The following is a 20,020-nucleotide window of genomic DNA, read 5'->3' as shown; positions in this document are numbered from 1 at the left end:
GTGATGTCCCAGATCGACAGCCGCCGCGCCTCGTCCACCCGCTCCCCCTTCCCGCCGCCCTCGCCCGGGGTCGGCGACAGGGGCTCATCGGAGGTCATACGAGTCCATGAGTTCCCGGACCGCCCCCGAGAAGAGCCATGGCCCGATCGAGTCCGAGTGCGCGAGCCCTTTGGGGGTGAGCCACACCCTGGCGGTGTCCGCCTCCAACCAGCCGCGCCCGGCGAGGGCGTCCAGTTCGAAGTCGTCGAGCACGTCGCCGCCGAACCGCTCGGCGTAGGCACGCCGGTCCAGCCCCGCGACCTGCAGCAGCGACTGGACGAGGTAGCGGCGCCGCTGCTCCGCCCCGTCCAGCGCGAACCCGACGTTGGCCGTGCCGAAGGCCTCCTGCGGCATCCGGACGAAATCGTCGATGATCGAGCGCACGTGCCGCACGCCCACCGCGTACTCGAAGGAGTAGTGCAGCGCGGAGGTGTACGAGCGGGCGCCGCAGCCGAGCCCGACCATGCCGTCGCGCTGGCAGCAGTATTCGGTGGTGGCGCCGGTGCCCGGCAGGCGGAACATGCGCATCGACACCTGTTCGTACCCCGCCGCCAGCAGGTGATCGCGGCCTTGCAGGTAGAGGGACATGCGCTGGTCGTCCCAGTCGCGGCCGAGGAGGCCGAGGCCGGTGAGGGGACGGACGTACAGCGGGTAGAGGTAGATCTCCTCCGGCCTCCAGGCGAGGGCGGCGTCGAGCGAGCGACGCCAGGTGGCGGGCGTCTGGCCGTCGATGCCGTAGATGAGGTCGATGTTGAGGGCGGGGATGGCGGCGGCGCGGATCGCGGCGAGCGCCGCTTCGACCTCGCTGCGGCGCTGGGGGCGTACGGCCGCGCGGGCCTCCGAGTCGAGGAAGCTCTGTACGCCGATGGAGACGCGGGTGGTGCCGCGTTCGGCGAGGACGGCCAGGCGGTCGGGGGTGGCGGTGGCCGGGGAGGTCTCCACGCCCAGGGGGATGGCGCGGAAGTCGGCGCCCATGATCTTCTCGGTGAGGTCGAGCAAGCGGGCGAGTTCACCGGCCTCGAGGTAGGTGGGGGTGCCGCCGCCGATGGCCGCGGTGGCGAAGCGCGCGTGCGGGATCGCCTGCCGTACAGCTGCGGCCTGGCGTTCGAGCGCGTCGAGATAGGCGGCGACGAGGTCAGCAGGGGCGCCGGTTCTGGTGAACAGGTTGCAGAAGCCGCAGCGCATCTCGCAGAAGGGGATGTGGAGGTAGAGGAAGAGGGCGTCGGTGTGCTCGTTCGCCCAGACGTCGCGCAGGGCAGGGCGCGGGTCGAGGGGACGGTAGGCGGTTTTGTGGGGGTAGGCGTAGACGTAGCTCTGGTACGGCGAGGCGCCCAGGGCAGCCCCGGAGTCGGCGCCGGGGCCGGGGCCGGGGGCAGTGCCAGTCCCGAAGCCGGGGCCGAGGCCGGAGCCGGGGCCGGTCCCGGGGTGGGCGAGGGTGTCGGGTGTCGTGTCGTGGGTGGTCATGCCCACTCCCCCTTCTCGATCACGAACTCGCCGTAGGGCACCGTCCAGACGACCTCGTGGCCGATGCGGTGACCGACATATCCGGATTCGCCGTAGGCCGTACCGTGGTCGGAGCACACGATGGTCATGCACGGCCGGTCGGCGGCCATCAGCGCGAACAGCCGCCCGACATGCCGGTCGACGTACTCCAGGGCCGCCGCGTGACTCTCCCTGCCGTCACCCGCGCCCGGGTCGCCGTCAGGCAGGTAGAACCAGTTCGGCTGGTGCAGCGCCGAGACGTTGAGCAGCAGGAACACCGGCTCCTCCCGCCCTGGCACGACCTCCTCGACGCGGGCCAGCTGTTCCTCGAACGAGGTCGCGCAGGTCACCCCGAACGCGGGCTCCCAGTGCGACTCGGCGAACAGCGACGGCAGCGCCGAGCCGAGCGGGGTCAGCTTGTTGAAGAAGCCCACGCCGCCGACGCAGACCGTGTGATAGCCCGCCTTGGCCAGGCCGGACGGCAGGTTGGCGGCGTCGAAGACCCAGGTGCCTGGCGCAGTGGTCTCGCTGCCGGGGAACGCCGCGGCGAACAGGCGCGGATGCGGGCCGGGCGTGGCCGGCGTGGGGAGGAACCCGGCCAGCATGGCCGCGTGCGAGGCGTAGGTGAAGCTGCCCGGCGCGTGCCGTCGCTCCCACCGGCCATCAGGCAGGGCTTGGGCCAGGTTGGGGAGCCTGCCCTGGTCGAGCAGCTCGACGGCGACGTCGTAGCGGAGCGTGTCGAGGGTCAGGAGCAGGATGTTGTGGGTGCCGATGATCCGGCGGGCGTCTCTCACCGGGGGAATCTCGCGATCTGGGCGGCGTAGGTGTCCATGTCCTCCGTGCCGCTGCCGGGCAGGCCGGTCAGGTTCGGGAGCAGGTCGCCGAAGGCGTTCACCTCGGCGACGGCGACGCTGCGCCAGTTCGCGCCGATCATCAGGTCGACGGCGACCATCGGGGTGGCGGGGAAGCAGGCGGCGGCTCTGGCGCACACGTCGAGAGCGTGCCGCCAGCCGGGCTCTCCGAGGCGGGCGACGACCTGTTGCAGGTCGCCCCGCCTGCCGCCGAGGTGGAGGTTGGTCATGGGAGTACGGCTGACGCGGGCGACCGCGTGGGTGGGGCGGCCGTCGATGACGACGACGCGGAGATCGAAGACTCCGCCGTCGAGGGAGGCTTTGGGGAACCATCGCTCCACGTGGAGGCCGTCGGGGGCGAGGGTGTCGATGATGGTGGCCACGTCGCGTTCGTCGGTGTAGGTGCGGACGGTCAGGGAGTTGTGGAGGTGGCCGTCGGGGGTGAGCTCGACGGAGGTGGTGGCGGACAGTCGGGCGCCCGCGGCGTGCAGGGCGACGACGCCGGAGGCGGAGGAGCCGTGGGCCGGTTTGACGAACACGCGAGGGTGGCGGGCGGCGCTCATGAGCGCGCGCAGGTGGTCGTAGCCGCGGATGCGGATGGGTGGGCCGATGGTGGTGGCCAGGGCGGACGGGGCCGGTAGCGGTGGTGGGGCGGACGAAGTCGGGCTCGGTGGAAACGAGGCCGGGGATGGGATGGGCCGGGCAGGTGCCGATGCGGACGAGGCCGGGGGCGGGGCCGGGGGCGGGGCCGGGGGCGGAGGCGGAGCGGACGAGGCCATTGGCGAGGTGGAAGGAGCCAGCGTCAGGGCGGACGAGGCCGGTGTCAGGGCGGATGGGGCCGGTAGTGAAGCGGTCAGGGCCGCTGGTACCGGGACGCCGGCGGCGTTGAGGCGGGCGTGGCACAGGCGTTTGTCGAACAGCTCGCCGATCTCGTCGACGTCCCCGCACAGGCGCGCGCCCGCCGCGTCGGCCGCCTGCCGTACGCGGTTCAGCCCGCGCACGAACGTCCGGTGCCACCGTGCGCCGCCACCGACGCGGGTCGGCGAGCCGGGGCCGCGCAGCAGGGCGTCGCAGTCAGGGTCCTCGCCGGGCGAGTCGATGCGGACGAGCGCGCCCGCGGGCACGTCGAGGGGGCGGCCCGACAGCACGTCGAGCCAGGGCACCACGACGGGCTCGGCGAACCCGGCGTTGAGGGCCGCGGCGCCGAACATGGTGACGCGCCGGTCTCCGGGCACACCCACGACGACGAGTGGCCGGGCGGCCGCGGCAGTGCGCTCGGCCGCGACGACGAGGGGCTGCCCGGCCACACCACTGTCCGTGCCCGAAAGGGCATGTGGCCGCCCGACCGCACGCATGCTCACGCCCGCGTCACCCGCCCCGCCGACGCGGGCACGAGCTCTACGCCCGTAGGCCGCCCCACCGACCTGGGCACGAGCTCTACACCTGTAGGCCGCCCCACCGACCTGGGCACGAGCTCTACACCCGTAGGCCGCCCCGCCGGCGCGGGCACGAGCTCTACGCCCGGAAGCCGCCCCGTCACTGCGTAGCCGCCCGGCGTCACTCCGAGACCTCGATGTAGCGCTCCCCGGGCGAGCCGCCGTACGTCTCCCCCGCCTTGTGCGGCACCTCCACCCCCGGCAGCGCCTCCAGCAGCCGCCCCAGCATCTCCTCGCTCATGTACTGGTTGTCGAGGTTGAGCCGCTTGAGGTGCGTCAGCGGCTGCCCCGCGAGCAGCGCCTCCGCCCCCTCGTCGCCGAAGGTGCCCATCGACAGGTCGAGCGTCTCCAGCCGCGCCACGACGGGCGCGGAGGCGATGGCGGCGGCGACCTCGTCCTGGCGTTCGCTGTTCTGGAGTCCGAGGTGGGTGAGGGCGGGCAGCCGGGAGCCGTCGAGGATGTCGGCCCAGTCGGCGGGCCCCGAGTCGCCGCCGTAGTGGACGGTGCCGAGCCACATCTCGAGGTGGCGCAGGGCGGGCAGGTCGCCGGCGCCGACGGCGCGGATGACGTGGGCGGGCAGGCCGCCGGTTTCGAAGCGAAGCGTCTCGAGCGTGGTGTGGGTGACGGGCTGCAGCTCGAGGCCGACGCCGCCGCGCACGTCGAGGCGCTTGAGCCGCGGGTAGGCGGTCAGCAGTGGGGTGATGTCGCTCTGCCCGATCCAGGAGATCTCGGACTCCTCGCTGACGTAGTCGCCCAGGAAGATCGCCTCCAGTGCGGGGAGGCGGTCGGCGGAGGAGGCCAGGAGCCGGACGGGCACGTCGGCGTGGTCGTCGTCGTGGGCCCAGCCCCAGGTGCCGACGACGATGGCACGCACGCGGGAGCAGTCGACGGTGTCGAGCAGCTGCTGGAAGCAGTCGGGGAAGGATTCCTCCTCGTCCTCGAAGGAGGGGTCGCCCCAGACGCGCCAGGCCACCGAGGCTGCGTCGGCGGGCTGGCCGACCGGGTGCACACGCAGGCCGTGGAATTCCGACAGGTGCTCGCTGATCAACGTGGACTCCTTTTGCCGAGGGGGAGACCAGGTCTATCAGTCGCCGGTGACAAGATGAAAACCATGGCCTTCGCCCAAGTTCGTCTGAAAACCCCGCAGGGCCGGTGGATCCTGCTCGCCACCGTGCTCGGCTCCGGCATGGCGATGCTCGACTCCACCGTGGTCAACGTCGCGCTGCCGTTCATCGGCGACGATCTGGGCGCCGACATGGCCGGCCTGCAGTGGACCATCAACGCCTACACCCTCACGCTCGCGGGCCTGATCCTGCTCGGCGGCGGTCTCGGGGACCGGTACGGCAGGCGGAAGATCTTCCTGATCGGCACGGTCTGGTTCGCCGTGGCGTCGGCGTTGTGCGGGCTGGCGCCGACGATCGAGATCCTCAACCTCTCCCGCGCCCTGCAAGGGGTCGGCGGCGCGCTCCTGACCCCGGGCTCGCTGGCGATCATCCAGGCGTCCTTCTGCCGTGAGGACCGCCCGCGCGCGGTGGGCGCCTGGTCGGGGCTGGGCGGCGTGGCCAGCGCGATCGGGCCGCTCCTGGGCGGCTGGCTGGTGCAGGGTCCCGGCTGGCGCTGGGCGTTCCTGATCAATCTGCCGTTCGCCGCGCTCGTGGTGTGGGTGACGCTGCGTCATGTGCCCGAGACGCGCGACGAGCAGGCGCACGGGCGTTTCGACGTGGCCGGGAGCGTCCTGGCCGCGCTCGCGCTGGCGGGCATCACCTACGGCCTGATCGAGAGCGGGGCGCCGATCCCGCTGGGCCTGGGCGTCGCGCTGGCGATCGCGTTCGTGGTGCTGGAGATCCGCCGCTCCCCCGACGCGCTGGTGCCCGTCGGCCTGTTCTCCAACCGCGTGTTCTCCGCGATCAACGTCGTCACCCTGGTCATGTACGGCGCGATGGGCGTCGTCTTCTTCCTGCTCGGCGTGCAGTTGCAGGTGGTGTCGGGCTTCTCCCCGATCGCCGCGGGCTCGGCCCTGCTGCCGGTGACGATCCTGATGATGCTGCTGTCGGCGCGGGCGGGCGAGGTCGCCAAACGGGTCGGCCCGCGCTGGCCGATGACGATCGGCATCCTGGTCGCGGGGCTCGGCTTCGTCTGGTTGGCGTTCGTGGGCGAGGGCTCCTCGTACTGGCTCCAGGTGATCCCGGCGGTGACCGTCTTCGGCCTGGGGTTGTCGGCCGCGGTCGCGCCGCTGACCGCGACCGTGCTGGCCTCCGCCGACGAGCGTTACGCGGGTACGGCGAGCGGCGTGAACAACGCGGTCGCCCGCACCGGCAGCCTGCTTCTGGTGGCCGCGATCCCGCCGCTGGTGGGCCTGGTGGGCAACGCCTTCAAGGATCCGGCGTTGTTCGATGCGGGCTACAAGCAGGCGATGTGGATCAGCGCGGTGCTGATGGGCGTCTCCGCGCTCCTGACGTTCGTGACCATCCGGACGAATGTCCTGGTAGACGATCGCGAGGCTGTGCCAGACTCCCGGTCATGACGGGGACGACCATGTACGACTTCGCGGGGGGACTGGCGGCCTTCGAGGCGCTGGCCGCCGCCCACCACGAGCGTTGCCGGGCCGATCCGGTGCTGAACCATCCGTTCTCGCACCGGCTGCATCCGGAGCACGTCAGGCGTCTGGCCGCCTATCTCGCCGAGGTGTTCGGCGGGCCGGACAGCGGGCTGGACCAGTCCGAGATGCTCGACCTCCATGCGCGCAACGGCATGGAGGACGACCTGGGCGAGCGGTTCGTCGCCTGTTTCGTGCGGGCGGCCGACGACGCGGGGCTCCCGGAGGACCCCGCGTTCCGCGACGGGCTGCGGGCGTACATGGAGTGGGCGGTGGGCGAGGTGCTGGCCTTCAACGCCCCCGACGCCGTCGTGCCTCCGGGGCGGCACACCCCCCACTGGGGCTGGGACGGGCTCGAACCGCGCGGCTCCTAGGCCAGGTGGCAGGCGACCTGGCGGCCGTTCACCTCCCTCAGCTCGGGGCGGGCCGTACGGCAGATGTCCTGCGCCAGGTGGCAGCGCGGGTGGAAGGTGCACCCCGGCGGCGGCGCCGCGGGGCTGGGCGGGTCGCCGCGCAGCACGATGCGTTCCCTGGTGGCCTCGACGTCGGGATCGGGCACCGGCACGGCCGACAGCAGCGCCCGCGTGTAGGGGTGGGCGGGCGCGCCGTAGATCTGCTCGCGGGCGCCGATCTCGACGATCCTGCCGAGGTACATGACCGCGACCCTGGCGCACATGTGCCGCACCACGGACAGGTCGTGGGCGATGAACAGGTAGGCCAGGCCGAGGTCGGTCTGCAGGTCGGCCAGGAGGTTGACGATCTGCGCCTGGATGGAGACGTCCAGCGCGGAGACGGGCTCGTCGCAGACGATCAGGCGTGGCCGCGAGGCCAGGGCGCGGGCGATGCCGATGCGCTGGGCCTGGCCGCCGGAGAACTGGTGCGGGAAGCGCCCGGCGTGGTGCGCCGACAGGCCGACGCGTTCGAGCAGGTCGCCGACCTGCTCGCGGTTGAGCAGGTCGCGCGGGCCGGAGACGATCTGGTGCACGGTCTGGCGGGGGTTGAGCGAGGAGAACGGATCCTGGAAGATCATCGACAGCTCGCGGCGGATCGGCAGCAGGTCGCGCTGGCTGAGCCGGGTGAGGTCGCGCCCGCCGAACAGGATCCGCCCGCCGGTGGGCTCCAGGAGGCGCACGACCATGCGGCCGGTGGTGGACTTGCCGCAGCCGGACTCACCGACGAGGCCCAGGGTCTCGCCCGGGGCCAGGTCGAAGCCGACCCCGTCGACGGCGCGCACGCCGCCGCGGAAGGTCATCCGCAGGTCGCGCACCGACAGCAGCGGCTCTCCCTGCGACGACGCGAGCGGGGTGCTCATCGGGCGGCTCCTTCCAGGTGGCAGGCGACCCGCCGGCCCTCGCCGAGCAGCGGGGGCCGCTCCGACGCGCACACGTCGGCGGCGACCGGGCAGCGCGGGTGGAACCGGCATCCGGGCGGGAACGCCGGTGGCGAGGGCGGCTGGCCGGGGATCGCCCGGAGCCTTCCGCCGTCGCCGTCTCCCTCGGCGTCCCGCCCGGAACCGGGTATCGAGGCCAGCAGTCCCCGTGTGTACGGGTGCCGCGGCAGCTTGAACAGCGGGCGCACCGGCGACTCCTCGACGCTGCGCCCGCCGTACATGACCAGGACGTCGTCGGCGACGCGCGCCACCACGCCCAGGTCGTGGGTGATCATGATGACGGCGAGTCCGCGCTCGGCCTGGATGCGCTTGATCAGTTCGAGGATCTGCGCCTGCACGGTGACGTCGAGCGCGGTCGTCGGTTCGTCGGCGATGAGCAGGTCGGGCTCGCACGCCAGCGCCATCGCGATCATCACGCGCTGGCGCATGCCGCCGGAGAAGTGGTGCGGGTGTTCGCCCGCCCGCCGGCGCGGCGAGGGGATGCCCACCTCGGCGAGCATCTCGACCGCGCGGGCGCGGGCCTCGCGCCGGGAGGTACGGCGGTGCAGGCGGTAGGCCTCGGCGATCTGCTCGCCGACGGTGTAGAAGGGGTGCAGCGACGACAGCGGATCCTGGAAGATCATCGCCATCCGGTTGCCGCGCAGCCGCCGCAGCTTTTCGGCCGGGGCGCCGACGAGTTCCTCGCCGTCGAAGAGCACCGATCCGCTGACCGTGGCCGCGCGGTGCAGCCCCATGACGGCCAGCGACGAGACGGACTTGCCCGACCCCGACTCGCCGACGATGCCCAGCGTGCGCCCGCGTTCGACGGAGAACGACAGCCCGTCGACGACCTGGACGCCGCCGAAGGAGACCGACAGGTCCGACACCTGGAGGATCACGTGTACCTCACCCGCGGGTCGATCACGCCGTAGAGCAGGTCCACGGCCAGGTTGGCGAAGGTGATGAAGAAGGCGGCCAGCAGCGTCACGCCGAGCACGACCGGCTGGTCGGACTTGCCGATCGCGTCGAAGGTGAGCTTGCCCAGGCCGGGCAGGCCGAACATGGTCTCGGTGATCATCGCTCCGGCCAGCAGCCCGCCCAGGTCGATGCCGAAGATGGTGAGGATCGGGGTCACGGTCGAGCGCAGCCCGTGCTTGACGACGACCGTGCGCTCGGGCAGGCCCTTGGCGCGGGCGGTGCGGATGTACGGCTCGGCCATCGTCTCGATCATCGAGGCGCGGGTGAGCCTGATGTACATGGCCGCGTAGAGGGCGGCCAGGGTGATCCACGGCAGGACCAGGGCTCCCGCCCAGGCGGCGGGGTCCTCCAGCGGCGGCTGGTAGTCGGGATAGGGCAGCAGCTCGCCGCGCAGGATCACGAAGTAGATGAGCAGCGCGGCGATGAGATAGACGGGCACGGAGGTCATCGTCAGCGCCGACAGCACGATGCCGCGGTCGAGCAGCGTGCCCTTGCGCACGGCCGCCACCACGCCCATCGCCACCCCGGCCGCCAGCCACAGGAGGGCGGCGCCCGCGGCCAGCGAGGCGGAGGCGCCCAGGCGGTCCAGGAGCAGGTCCCAGACCGGGGTGGTGTACTGCCAGGAGTAGCCCAGGCACGGCGCGGCGCACTCCAGCCCGGTCGCGCCCAGGGTGCGGCCGGTGAAGATGCCCGCCACGTAGGCGGTGAACTGCGCGACGACCGGCTGGTCGAGCCCCATGGCGTGCCTGACGTCGGCCAGGCGTTCCGGCGAGCAGGTCTTGCCGCAGGCGTCCAGGGCGGGGTCGTCGGGCAGCAGGTAGAAGACCGAGAAGGTGATCGCGCAGATGGCCAGCAGGATCAGGGCCATGGCGCCGAGGCGGCGCAGCGTGTAGAGGATCACGCGGGCTCCTCCTTGGGGTCGAAGGCGTCGCGCAGGCCGTCGCCGAGCAGTGTGAAGGCGAGCACGGTGAGCCCCAGGAAGAAGCAGGGCACGGCCAGGTACATCGGGTCGGTCATGAACCAGCCGCGCGCGTTGTTGATCATCTGTCCCCAGGAGGGGGTGGGCGGCCGGACGCCGACGCCCAGGAAGCTGAGCGCCGCCTCCGCGCCGATGTAGGCGGGGATGGACTGGGTGGCGTAGACGAGGATCGGAGCGGTCAGTCCCGGCAGCACCTCCTTGAACAGCACGTGCCCGGTCATGGCGCCGCCGACCCTGGCGGCCTCGACGTACTCCCGGTGCTTCAGGGTGAGCACCTGGCCGCGGGCGATGCGGGCGATCACGGTCCAGCCGAAGACGGCCATGACCGTCACCAGCAGCACGATCCGGTTGACGTCGCGCACGACCGAGAGCACGGCGATCATGAAGATCAGGCTCGGGAAGGACATGAGCAGGTCGATCAGGCGGCTGATCACGGTGTCGGCCCAGCCGCCGAGGTAGCCGGCCAGCAGGCCCAGCGCGAGGCCGGTGACCATGGTGATCGCGGTGGCCGCCAGGGCGACCAGGAGCGAGACCTGCCCGCCGTACAGGACCCTGGCCAGCAGGTCGCGGCCGGTCACCGGCTCGACGCCGAGCAGGTGTTCGGCGCTGACGCCGCCCCACGCGCCGCGGGGCAGGCCGCCGAGATTCGGGTCGATCGCGCTCTTGTCGAAGGTCTCGGGGGCCCAGCCGGTCCACCACGTGATCAGCGGCGCCAGCGCCGACAGCGCCACCAGGACGGCGACGATGACGAGGCCCGCCATGGCGGGGCGGTCGGCGCGCAGCCGGGCCAGCGCGAGGCGGCCCGGCGAGCGAGGAGGTGCGGCCTCGATCTGCGTGATGGTCACGAGGACTTCTTCACGCCGATCGTCGCGTAGTCGGGCTGGGCGGCCCAGACGGGGTGGTTGGCGACGCCGGTGACGTTCTTGCCGAACAGGAAGCTGCGCTTGGCCCAGGCGATCGGGGCCATCGGGAGCTTCCGCATCACGGCCGAGTCGAGCTCCTGCCAGGCCTTGTTGGAGGCCGTGGGGTCCTCGATGGTGTAGATCTCGTCGATCTTCTTGTCGACCTCGCCGTCCTTGAAGAAGGCGGTGTTGCCGCTGTTGCCGGTCGGCATGACGTTGCGGCCGTCGAGGATGGGCGGCAGGAAGCTGGAGCCGTTGGGGTAGTCGGGGCACCAGCCGTGCACCGACATCTCGTCGGCCTTGGCCAGGTCGCCGGAGTGGTCGTTGAAGACGGCGCCGTCGACGGGGTTGAGCTCGACCTCGATGCCGACCTTCTTCAGGCTCTCCTGGATGGCCGTCTCGGTGGTGTTGCTGGTGGTGGTCGTGGTCATCGTGACCTTGAGCGGGAGGGCGACACCGGCCTCGGCCAGCAGCGCCTTGGCCTTGTCCACGTCTCCGGCGGGCGGGATCGCGTAGACGTCCTGCTTGGCGCCGCCGGTCATGGTGGGCGGCAGGTAGGCGGTGGCGATCTCGGCCATGTTGGGCCCGCCGAAGGCGGTCTGGATGGCTTCCTTGTCCAGCGCGTAGTGAACGGCCTGGCGCACCTTCGGGTCGTCGAAGGGCTTCTTGGGGGTGTTGAAGCTGATCCAGTCGGTGCAGCCGGTCACCATCGTGACCAGGCGCTCCTTGGCCTGCGGGTTGGGCAGGATCTTCGACAGGCTCTGCTGGCCGACGTGCAGCCAGCCGATCGCGCTCGCGTCGTCGCCGGAGCTCGCGATGAGGCGGTCGGTGATGGTGTCGCCGTCCTGGCCCTGCTTGACGTGGATCCTGTCAGGGAGCGCGAGGCGCACCGGGTCGGACTTGGCGTCCCAGTGCTCGTTGCGGATCAGGACGAGTTCCTTGCCGCGCTCGTACTTCTCGATCTTGTAAGGGCCGGAGGAGAAGGGCCGGTTGTCGTACTCGACCTTGGTGTCCTTGGCCACGGGCACCGGGGAGAACGTCGGCAGCGTCACGGTGTAGGAGAACTCCCCCGCCGGGCGCTTGAGCTTGAAGACGATGGTCTTGTCGTCGGGGGTCTCGATGGAGTCCAGGTGCTTGCCGTCGTAGGGGCCCTTGTACTCAGTGCCGCCGACCAGCAGATTCTTGGCGTAGTCGGGGCCGCCGGTGATGTCGGGCGCCATCGAGCGCTCGACGTTGTGCTTGACGTCGGCGGCCTTGATCGGCGTGCCGTCCTCGTACTTCAGCCCGTCCTTGAGGGTGAACGTCCAGGTCTTGCCGCCGTCGGAGGAGGTGCCGAGGTCGGTGGCCAGGTCGGGCACGATCTCGGAGCTGCCGGCCTTGTAGGTCGTGAGCGTCCGGTAGAGCAGGCGGGAGCCGAACATCATCTCCCGCATGGTCCAGTTGCGCGCCGGGTCCAGGTGGCCGAAGTCGCTGGTCGCCAGGACCGTGAGGGTGCCGCCCTTGCCGTTCTCACCGCCTGTCGCGACCTCGGCCTTGCTCCCGCAGGCGGTGAGGGTCACTAAGGCGGCGGCCAGCAGGCCCGCAGTTCTGCGCATGTGTCACTCCATAAGCGGTTGGGTGACACGTAACATAGTAATGTGAAATATTACTGACAAGAGTGCGTTATCAAGCCGTGTCCCCGGGCTAGAAAGTGAACGCCTGGCGCCGCACGCTGTTGTCGAAGTTCGACACCAGCAGCTCGGGCTCCCCCACGGACCTGATGCCGGGCAGGCGGGTGAGCAGCTCGCGGAACATCGTGCGCAGCTCCTGGCGGGCCAGGTTCGCGCCCAGGCAGAAGTGCGGCCCTGGGCCGCCGAAGCCGACGTGCGGCTTGGTGTCGCGGGTGATGTCGAAGCTGTCGGGGTCGGGGAAGACCGCCTCGTCTCGGTTGGCCGAGCCGTAGAAGAGCACGACCTTGTCGCCCTTCTTCAACTCCAGCCCGTTGAGCTCGTAGTCGTCGGTGACCGTGCGGCGGAACTGCATGATCGGCGAGACGAAGCGCACCATCTCCTCGATGGTGTTGCCGATGTGCGCGTCGAAGTCGCTCATCAGCAGCTCACGCTGGGCCGGGTTGTCGGTGAGCAGCTTGATGCCGTGGGCCATGGTGTTGCGCGCGGTCTCGTTGCCGGCCACCAGCAGCAGCGAGAAGAACGAGCCGAGCTCGCGGTCGGTCAGCTTCTCGCCGTCGGGGTTGGCGGTGACGAGCGCGGTGACCAGGTCGGCGCCGGGATTGCCGGTGCGCTCGTGGCCGAGCCTGATCACCAGCCGCTGCAGGGCCAGCAGCGCCAGCACGTTCTGCCCGGCCATGGTCAGGCTCCGGAAGAAGCTGGGGCGGATGCCGCTGTAGGCGGTGGAGACGTCGACGTGCTTGTGCACGCGTGCGCGCTCGGCATCGGGGATGCCCATCATGTCGCAGATGACGTGGATCGGGAGCTTGGCCGCGACCTGGCCGACGAAGTCTCCCGGCGCCAGGTCGTCGACGATCCTGGCGCAGGCCGCCTCGATGTCGCCCTGGAGGTTCTGCAGCATGCGCGGGCTGAAGGCGCGCGAGACGATCCTGCGCAGCCGGGCGTGGCGGGGGTCGTCCATGTTGACCATCGACTCGCCGAAGACGTACTTCACCCAGCCGGGCGGCTCGGGGTTGGTCACCGCGGGCTCGCTGGAGAAGATCTTGGCGTTGCGGCTGGCCTCCACGACGTCGGCGTGCCGGACCAGGGCGTGGAAACCGCTGCCGGAGCGCAGCAGCGGGACCTTCTTCTCGGGGAAGAACACGGGCTTGTCGAGCTGACGCAGCCACGCGAACGCTTCGTAGCGCTCCTTGAGCGGTTTGCGCCAGAAAGAGAGGTCCGCGAGGTCGATGTCCACCCGTCTATCCTGGCACGTTCCCTGATGGTTAACGCCTGGTTCGGGGTCGGCGGGAATCCTCCGGAGCATGAGCGCATCAGTTGCCGCCCTGCTCGCCGCCGCCGTCCTGACCTCGCCTGTCACCGATGCCCGCGCCTGCTCCGGGCTGCCGCACGACTTCGACGGAGACGGCCGCGCCGACCTCGCGGTCGCCGCGCCGTACGAGGAGGTGTCCGGCCGCTCGCGTGCCGGCGCCGTCACGGTCCTGTACGGCTCGGGCCACGTGGAGAAACTGTCGCAGGACTCCCCCGGCGTCAGCGGCGAGCCCGAGACGGGCGACTCGTTCGGCTCGGCGCTGGCGGTGGGCGACTTCGACGCCGACGGCTGCTCCGACCTGGCCGTGGGCGTCTCCGAGGAGTTCCTCGGCACCCGGATCGCCGGCTCCGACGGCAACGGCGCCGTCCAGCTGTTCAACGGCTCGTCCCGCGGGCTGCGCGCGGGCCGGCTCCTGACCGCGGGCAGGGCAGGCAGCGACCGGTACGGCGCCGCGCTGGCCGCGGGCGACTTCGACGGCGACCGCGCCGACGAGCTGGCCATCGGCGCGCCCACGCACGGCCGCGGCGGCGCGGTCTTCCTGTACGGCACGCGCGGCGCCAAGAAGCTCACCCAGGAAACCGGCTGGATCGGCCAGGCCGGACGGGTCACCGACCAGTGGGGCGCCGCCCTGACCGGCGGCGACTTCGACGGCGACGGCCGCGCCGAGCTCGTCGTCGGCGCGCCCGCCGACAGCGTGGTGCTCGACGGCCAGGGCTCGGTCACCGTGATCGACGTGCGCGCCCGCCGCGCCTCGCTCCTCACCCAGGACAGCCCCGGCCTCAAGGGCGAGGCGGAGAAGTGGGACTCCTTCGGCGCGGCGCTCACCAGCGGCGACTTCAACGCCGACGGCCGCGCCGACCTGGCCGTCGGCTCGCCCGGCGAGGGCCTGACCGCCAACCAGCGGGCCCTCGACTACGGCGACGGCATGGTCCACGTCCTCTACGGCACGCGGCGCGGCCTGTCGTCGCGGCGCGCCGAGGCGTGGTCGCAGAACGCCCTCGACGGCAAGCCGCGCTACTTCGACCGGTTCGGCAGCTCCCTGGCCGCCGCGGACTTCAACGGCGACGGCGACGACGAACTGGCCGTCGGCGTGCCGGGCGAGAGCGCGGTGCAGGTGCTGGCCGGGACCCGCTCGGGCGGGCTCACCCGGCGCGGCAACCTGCTCATCAAGGGGTCGGGGCGCGATTTCGGCGCCTCGCTGTCGGCGCTGCGCGGAGGCTCGCGCTACCGGACGCTGGCCGTGGCCTCACCCGTGTACGCGCTGGTCGTGGCCGCCCCCGGCCGGGGGGTCGTGACCATCGTGCCGGGGACCCGCAGGCCCGGCGCCTTCCCCGGCCTGCGGCCCGGCCAGGCCAGGACGTTGTCCAGCGGGGGCGGGCTGTACGGGTTCGCGTTCTCGTGAGCAGGTGATCAGCGCCGCCAGCACGGCGACGGCGCAGGCGGCGTTCAGGGCGACGGGCAGGCCCGCCGTCGCGGCCAGGGCCGGCCCGGCGATCGCGCCGAGCACCGCGGCCGCGGCGTCGGCGGTGAGGAACGCCGAGCCGGTCCTGCCGAGCAGGCCGGGCGCCGTGGTGCGCTGCAGCCAGGTGTACAGCGCCACGGGCACGAGGGCTCCCGGCACGCCCACCAGGAAGGCGGCGACGATCGCGGGGCCGTTGACCATGGCGAGGAAGGCCAGCGCGACCAGGGCCTGGGCGGTGGCGATCAGGGGGCGGGCGGGGAAACGCTCGACGAGTCTCGCGCTGATCGGGGCGCCGACGAGGAAGCCCAGGCCGAGGGCCGACAGCAGGTAGCCGAGCTCCGTGGTGCCGCCCAGGCGGGCCAGGGCGAAGGGCACGAGCAGGGCGGTGAGCGCGGCGTTGGCGACCAGGTAGAGCGTGTGGGACGCCAGCAGCACCCTGGCGGGGCGCGGCAGGTGGAAACGGGGCGGCCTGCGCGGCCGGGTCTGGTCGAGGGGCCGGGCCGAGGGGGTTGTGGTCCTGGCGATGGCCGCGGCCGACAGCAGGCTCGCCGCGACCGAGACCGCCACGACCGCCTCCAGGTTCCCCCGGGCGGCGAGGAGGCCGCCGACGGGCGCGGAGACCAGCCCGACGATCCCCGCCGTGAAGGCGCTCAGCGCGTTCGCCCGCGGGAGCATCGGCCCCTCCCCCACCACCGCGGGCAGGTGCGCCTGGGCGGCGGGGCGGAAGGCGGTGGCGGCCGCGCCCTGGACGAGCACGGCGGCGTACACGATCCACAGCCGCTGGGCGCCGGAGGCCAGCGGCAGCGAGGCGATGGCCGCCGCGTGGAGCAGGTCGGCGCCGATCATCAGCCGCCTGCGGTCCCACCGGTCGGCCAGTGACCCGGCGAGCGGGCCCAGCAGCAGGATCGGCAGGTTCTCCACCGCCAGGGTCAGTCCGGTGGCGGTGACGGAGCCGGTGAGGGCGTGCACGTGGGCGGGGACGGCGATGACCAGCAGTCCCGCGCCGAAGGTGGTCGCGGTGCGGGCCAGCCACAGCAGGCGGAAGTCCGGGATGCGGAGAACCTGGATCATATTCTCAGAAGATAGCCATCCTCATTATTATTCTGTCAAGATAGCTCTATGGATCAGGTCACGCTCGGTCGCGAGCTGCGCCGCCGTCGCGCCGCCCAGGGCCGCACGGTCGCCTCGGTGGCGACGGACGCCGGGCTGTCGGTGCCGTACGTGGCGAATCTGGAGAACGGCCGGGGCAACCCGACGGTGTCGGCCCTGGCCAGGCTGGCCGAGTCGCTCGGGGCCCGGCTGAGCGTCACCTTCGACGACGACGAGGGCGGCGACGAGCCCAGGGAGCCCTCGCCGCGGTTCTTCCGCAGCGCCCGCTTCGAGCGCGAGGTGGAAAGGCTCGGCGAGCAGCGCCGTGCCGTCCTGGTGGAGGCTATGGCCGGAGCGGCCCGCGCGATCCCCCGCGAGCTCGACGACGCCGACTGGCAGCGGCTGCTCGACGCGGTGGTGCTGATCCTCGCTCACCCGGCCGAGCGGTAGCCTCGGCGTCATGGAGCAGCGCACATTGGGCAAGACCGGCCGCCGGGTCGGTGTCGTGGGACTGGGAGCCTGGCAGCTCGGGGCCGACTGGGGCGAGGTGAGCGAGGCCGAGGCCCGCGCCACGCTGGAGGCCGCCGTCGAGGCCGGAGTCAGCTTCATCGACACCGCCGACGTGTACGGCGACGGCAGGAGCGAGCAGATCGTCGGCAGGTTCCTGCGCGAACACCCCGATCTGACGGTGGCCACCAAGATGGGCCGCCGCGTCGCCCAGGTGCCCGCGAACTACGTCATGGACAACTTCCGCGCCTGGAACGACCGCTCGCGCGCCAACCTCGGCGTCGACACGCTCGACCTGGTGCAGCTGCACTGCCCGCCCACGCCGGTCTACTCCAGCGACGCGGTGTTCGACGCGCTCGACACCCTGGTCGCCGAGAAGCGGATCGCGGCCTACGGGGTGAGCGTGGAGACGGCCGAGGAGGCGCTGACCGCGATCGCCCGCCCCGGCGTGGCCAGCGTGCAGATCATCCTCAACGCCTTCCGGCTCAAGCCCCTGGAGCGGGTGCTCCCGGCCGCCGTGGCCGCGGGCACGGGCGTCATCGCCCGGGTCCCGCTGGCCAGCGGGCTGCTGTCGGGACGCTACGACGAGTCGACCACGTTCGGCCCCGACGACCACCGCACCTACAACCGTCACGGCGAGTCGTTCGACGTCGGCGAGACCTTCTCGGGCGTCGACTTCGCGACCGGGCTGGAGGCGGTGCGGCGGCTGGCGCCGCTGGTGCCGGCGGGCGCGACGATGGCGCAGTTCGCGCTGCGCTGGATCCTCGACCAGCGCGGCGTGTCGGTCGTCATCCCGGGGGCGCGCAACCCCGAGCAGGCCAGGGCCAACGCGGCGGCGACCGGGCTCGACCCGCTGCCGGAGGAGACCCTGCGCGCGGTGTCCGATGTCTACGACGAGCTGATCAGGCCGCAGGTGCACGACCGCTGGTGAGCTACCTCAGGAAGGCCGAGACCGCGGCCACGAACGCCCCGGCGTCGTCGACCCACGGATAGTGCCCGGCGCCGGGCTGGAGCGCCTGCTCGGCGTCGGGGAAGAGGGCGGCGAAGCGCGCGACCACGACGGGCAGCGAGTTCATGTCGTGCTCGGCGGCGAGCACGAACACCGGGGCGGTGAACGCCCCGAGCGCGGCCCGCGTGGCCTCGGGGTCGTAGGCGCCCTCGCTGCCGAAGATCGCGGCGGCCTCGTCGTTGCGCTGTCCCTGCTGGGCGGCGAGGTGGGCGCGGGCCCGGTCGTCCCAGCGGCCGTAGAAGAAGGGGTCGATGGCGGTGAAGTCACCGCCCTCGCCCGCCACGATGGCGCGCAGCGCGGCGTGGGCGCCGGGGAACCAGGGTTCGCCCTCGCGCAGCCTGGCCAGCTCCAGCCGGTCGTCGCCGGTGGCGAACAGCCCGGCGGCCATGGTGCTGGGCGTGATGAAGGCGACCCGCCGCACCCGCTCGGGGTGCCTGCCCAGGTAGAGGGCGGCCAGGTTGGCTCCCGCGCAGTGCGCGAGCAGGTCGAACCGGTCGAGTCCCAAGTGTTCGCGCAGCGCCTCGACGTCGCCGGTCATGCGGTCGCAGCGGTAGGTGGCCGGATCGTCCGGCGTGCCCGACTCCCCCGTGCCGCGCGGGTCGAGCAGGATGAGGCGCCGGTGCGCCCGCAGTCCGCCCAGGTCGCCGAGGTAGGCCGAGCCCTGCATGCCGCCGGGCAGGCAGATCAGGGGTTCGCCCTCGCCGATGGCGTGGTAGGCGAGCACGGTGCCGTCGGGCGCGGTGAAGGTAGGCATGGCGGAGATGGTGACAGCCGGGTCCTGATCAGGGCAAACCGTTATCGGGACGCGGCGGCCGGGATGGTGACGCGGTGCGCCGTCCGGGCGGGCGCGCCCCGGCGTGAGATGTGGTCCAGTGTGCGGAACCGCGCCGACAGCTCGGTGGGTCCGACCCGACAGGTGAGGTAGCCGCGGCGCTGGTCGATGAAGGCGATGTGCGGGTTCTCGGCGAGCGACTCGGAGATCCAGGCCCGGTCGCGGTAGCCGTCGCCGTCGCTGGCGATGGAGGAGGCGACCAGCTCGCGGGCGACGGCCGGGGAGTCGGGGTCGTCGAAGTCGAGCTTCAGCTCGGCGTCGTGGTGCATGTGGGCGTCGCCGGTGAGCACCACGGGGTTGGCGGTGCCGCGCAGCAGGCCGAGCAGGCGGGTGCGTTCGGCGGCGTAGCCGTCCCAGGAGTCGAGGTTGACCTCGCGTCCCGGGCCGCGCCGGTAGTCGCGCTGCATCATGAGGATCTGCTGGCCGAGCAGGTTCCACTGGGTGGTGGAGGAGGCCAGGCCCTGGGTCAGCCACGACCACTGGTCGTCGCCGAGCAGGGTGCGGGTGTCGGCCAGGCGCTCGTCGCATCCGGCGCGCACGCCGTCGAGGCAGGCCTGGTCGTCGCGGAACTGCCGGGTGTCGAGCAGGTGGAAGCGGGCCAGCCCGCCCCAGGAGACGCGCCGGTTGACGCGCAGCACCGCCCCCTGCAGCGACGCGCGCCGCAGCGGCATGTTCTCGTAGTAGGCGCGGAAGGCGTTGGCGCGGCGGCGGGCGAAGGCGGGCGCTCCGGTGCTGGAGACGGGCCCGGCCCAGTTGTTCTCCAGCTCGTGGTCGTCGAAGGAGACCAGCCACGGCGCGGTGGCGTGGGCGAGCTGCAGGTCGGGATCGCTCTTGTACTGGGCGTGCCGCAGCCGGTAGTCGGCCAGGGTGGCGCACTTGCCGGGTGTGTGGGTGCGGACCCGCCCGGCCAGGGCGGTGTAGCCGGAGGGCCCGTACTCGTACATGTAGTCGCCCAGGTGCACGACGAGGTCGGGTTCCTCCTCGGCCAGGCGCCGGTAGGCGGTGTAGTAGCCGTGCTCGTAGTGGGCGCAGGCGGCGACGGCGAAGTGCAGGGGCGACAGGCCCGTGGGGGTGGTTCTCGTCCGGCCGGCGGGTGACATGTGGCCCTGGGCGCGGAAGCGGTAGAAGTACTCCCGCCCCGGCTCCAGCCCGGTCAGCTCGACGTGGACGCTGTGCGCGTCGAGCCAGCGGGCCGGGGCCGTGCCCGACCTGACCACGCGGGAGAAGCGTTCGTCGGTGGCGACCTGCCAGGAGACGTCGAGGTCGCGCGAGGGCATGCCGCCGCGGCCGTTGACGCCGAGCGGGTCGAGCGCCAGGCGGGTCCACAGGACGAAGCCGTCGGCCGACGGGTCTCCTGAGGCGACGCCCAGGGTGAAGGGGTCGCGGGCCAGGGCGCGCGGGTTCGCGGTGGTGGGAGCGACGATGAAGGGCAGCGAGGCGGCGGCCAGGAAGGATCTGCGGTCCACGGTCCAGGTATGTCCACCCTGGTTGACGCGGTCGTGACAGCCGC

Annotated in this window: 17 protein-coding genes and 1 pseudogene; 5 read left to right on the top strand and 13 right to left on the bottom strand. The window is 72.2% G+C overall.

Translation table 11 applies throughout. From position 1 onward, the window contains the following. Nucleotides 1-84: 84 nt before the first annotated feature. The 4 genes from ACIBH1_RS28640 to ACIBH1_RS28625 all read right to left on the bottom strand — a co-directional run bounded on the left by ACIBH1_RS28640 (nt 85) and on the right by ACIBH1_RS28625 (nt 4,856). Nucleotides 85-1,503 (bottom strand): STM4012 family radical SAM protein, encoded by a 1,419-nt coding sequence (locus tag ACIBH1_RS28640; protein ID WP_397317042.1) that lies wholly within the window; start codon nt 1,501-1,503, stop codon nt 85-87. Beyond that, nucleotides 1,500-2,315 carry an STM4013/SEN3800 family hydrolase gene (locus tag ACIBH1_RS28635; protein ID WP_397317041.1) on the bottom strand — a complete coding sequence of 272 codons (816 nt, stop codon included), beginning with the start codon at nt 2,313-2,315 and terminating at the stop codon, nt 1,500-1,502. The genes ACIBH1_RS28640 and ACIBH1_RS28635 overlap by 4 nt, the downstream gene beginning before the upstream one ends. Then, nucleotides 2,312-3,679: an STM4014 family protein gene (locus ACIBH1_RS28630; RefSeq protein ID WP_397317040.1), complete on the bottom strand. Its 1,368-nt coding sequence runs from the start codon at nt 3,677-3,679 to the stop codon at nt 2,312-2,314. The genes ACIBH1_RS28635 and ACIBH1_RS28630 overlap by 4 nt, the downstream gene beginning before the upstream one ends. 250 nt (nt 3,680-3,929) lie before the next feature. Then, complete coding sequence (locus ACIBH1_RS28625; protein WP_397317039.1) at nt 3,930-4,856, bottom strand: STM4015 family protein; 927 nt, start codon at nt 4,854-4,856, stop codon at nt 3,930-3,932. 63 nt (nt 4,857-4,919) lie between these two features. Here ACIBH1_RS28625 and ACIBH1_RS28620 point away from each other — a divergent pair, with 63 nt between their 5' ends. Both ACIBH1_RS28620 and ACIBH1_RS28615 read left to right on the top strand, forming a co-directional pair. Beyond that, nucleotides 4,920-6,332 carry an MFS transporter gene (locus tag ACIBH1_RS28620; protein WP_397317038.1) on the top strand — a complete coding sequence of 471 codons (1,413 nt, stop codon included), beginning with the start codon at nt 4,920-4,922 and terminating at the stop codon, nt 6,330-6,332. Further along, nucleotides 6,329-6,778, top strand: coding sequence for a hypothetical protein (locus ACIBH1_RS28615; RefSeq protein ID WP_397317037.1), 450 nt, complete (start codon nt 6,329-6,331; stop codon nt 6,776-6,778). The genes ACIBH1_RS28620 and ACIBH1_RS28615 overlap by 4 nt, the downstream gene beginning before the upstream one ends. Here ACIBH1_RS28615 and ACIBH1_RS28610 read toward each other — a convergent pair. The 6 genes from ACIBH1_RS28610 to ACIBH1_RS28585 form a co-directional block, all read right to left on the bottom strand. Then, the gene (locus tag ACIBH1_RS28610; protein ID WP_397317036.1) at nt 6,775-7,716 is read right to left on the bottom strand and encodes an ABC transporter ATP-binding protein; all 942 of its coding nucleotides are present in this window, start codon (nt 7,714-7,716) and stop codon (nt 6,775-6,777) included. The two genes, ACIBH1_RS28615 and ACIBH1_RS28610, sit on opposite strands and share 4 nt — an antisense overlap. Further along, nucleotides 7,713-8,672: an ABC transporter ATP-binding protein gene (locus ACIBH1_RS28605; RefSeq protein WP_397317035.1), complete on the bottom strand. Its 960-nt coding sequence runs from the start codon at nt 8,670-8,672 to the stop codon at nt 7,713-7,715. The genes ACIBH1_RS28610 and ACIBH1_RS28605 overlap by 4 nt, the downstream gene beginning before the upstream one ends. Further along, nucleotides 8,669-9,652, bottom strand: coding sequence for an ABC transporter permease (locus tag ACIBH1_RS28600; protein WP_397317034.1), 984 nt, complete (start codon nt 9,650-9,652; stop codon nt 8,669-8,671). Before ACIBH1_RS28600 ends, ACIBH1_RS28605 begins: the two co-directional genes overlap by 4 nt. Further along, complete coding sequence (locus ACIBH1_RS28595; RefSeq protein WP_397317033.1) at nt 9,649-10,575, bottom strand: ABC transporter permease; 927 nt, start codon at nt 10,573-10,575, stop codon at nt 9,649-9,651. The genes ACIBH1_RS28600 and ACIBH1_RS28595 overlap by 4 nt, the downstream gene beginning before the upstream one ends. Continuing rightward, nucleotides 10,572-12,227, bottom strand: coding sequence for an ABC transporter substrate-binding protein (locus tag ACIBH1_RS28590; RefSeq protein WP_397317032.1), 1,656 nt, complete (start codon nt 12,225-12,227; stop codon nt 10,572-10,574). The genes ACIBH1_RS28595 and ACIBH1_RS28590 overlap by 4 nt, the downstream gene beginning before the upstream one ends. Nucleotides 12,228-12,315: 88 nt before the next feature. Then, the gene (locus ACIBH1_RS28585) at nt 12,316-13,536 is read right to left on the bottom strand and encodes a cytochrome P450 (RefSeq protein ID WP_397317031.1); all 1,221 of its coding nucleotides are present in this window, start codon (nt 13,534-13,536) and stop codon (nt 12,316-12,318) included. A 67-nt stretch (nt 13,537-13,603) separates the two neighbouring features. Here ACIBH1_RS28585 and ACIBH1_RS28580 point away from each other — a divergent pair, with 67 nt between their 5' ends. Next, the gene (locus ACIBH1_RS28580; RefSeq protein ID WP_397317030.1) at nt 13,604-15,013 is read left to right on the top strand and encodes an FG-GAP and VCBS repeat-containing protein; all 1,410 of its coding nucleotides are present in this window, start codon (nt 13,604-13,606) and stop codon (nt 15,011-15,013) included. A 12-nt stretch (nt 15,014-15,025) separates the two neighbouring features. Here the strand turns inward: ACIBH1_RS28580 and ACIBH1_RS28575 are convergent. Next, nucleotides 15,026-16,144, bottom strand: a pseudogene (locus tag ACIBH1_RS28575) (MFS transporter); the annotation flags it as partial. Nucleotides 16,145-16,192: 48 nt separating this feature from the next. Here ACIBH1_RS28575 and ACIBH1_RS28570 point away from each other — a divergent pair. Then, complete coding sequence (locus ACIBH1_RS28570) at nt 16,193-16,612, top strand: helix-turn-helix domain-containing protein (RefSeq protein WP_397317029.1); 420 nt, start codon at nt 16,193-16,195, stop codon at nt 16,610-16,612. Between the two features lie 10 nt (nt 16,613-16,622). Then, on the top strand, nt 16,623-17,600 hold the full coding sequence (locus ACIBH1_RS28565; protein ID WP_397317028.1) for an aldo/keto reductase: 978 nt from the start codon (nt 16,623-16,625) through the stop codon (nt 17,598-17,600). 1 nt (nt 17,601) lies between these two features. On the opposite strand, the gene ACIBH1_RS28560 is transcribed toward ACIBH1_RS28565, so the two are convergent. Both ACIBH1_RS28560 and ACIBH1_RS28555 read right to left on the bottom strand, forming a co-directional pair. Then, nucleotides 17,602-18,432, bottom strand: a complete 831-nt coding sequence (locus tag ACIBH1_RS28560) for an alpha/beta fold hydrolase (protein WP_397317027.1) — start codon at nt 18,430-18,432, stop codon at nt 17,602-17,604. A 41-nt stretch (nt 18,433-18,473) separates the two neighbouring features. Next, nucleotides 18,474-19,976, bottom strand: coding sequence for an alkaline phosphatase D family protein (locus tag ACIBH1_RS28555; RefSeq protein ID WP_397317026.1), 1,503 nt, complete (start codon nt 19,974-19,976; stop codon nt 18,474-18,476). Nucleotides 19,977-20,020: the final 44 nt, after the last annotated feature.

Origin of the sequence: Nonomuraea sp. NPDC050663 (assembly GCF_044456985.1) — a bacterium.
Taxonomy (GTDB): domain Bacteria; phylum Actinomycetota; class Actinomycetes; order Streptosporangiales; family Streptosporangiaceae; genus Nonomuraea.
Note: the sequence above shows the minus strand (reverse complement) of the source record. Positions and strands in the feature narration are given on the sequence as shown.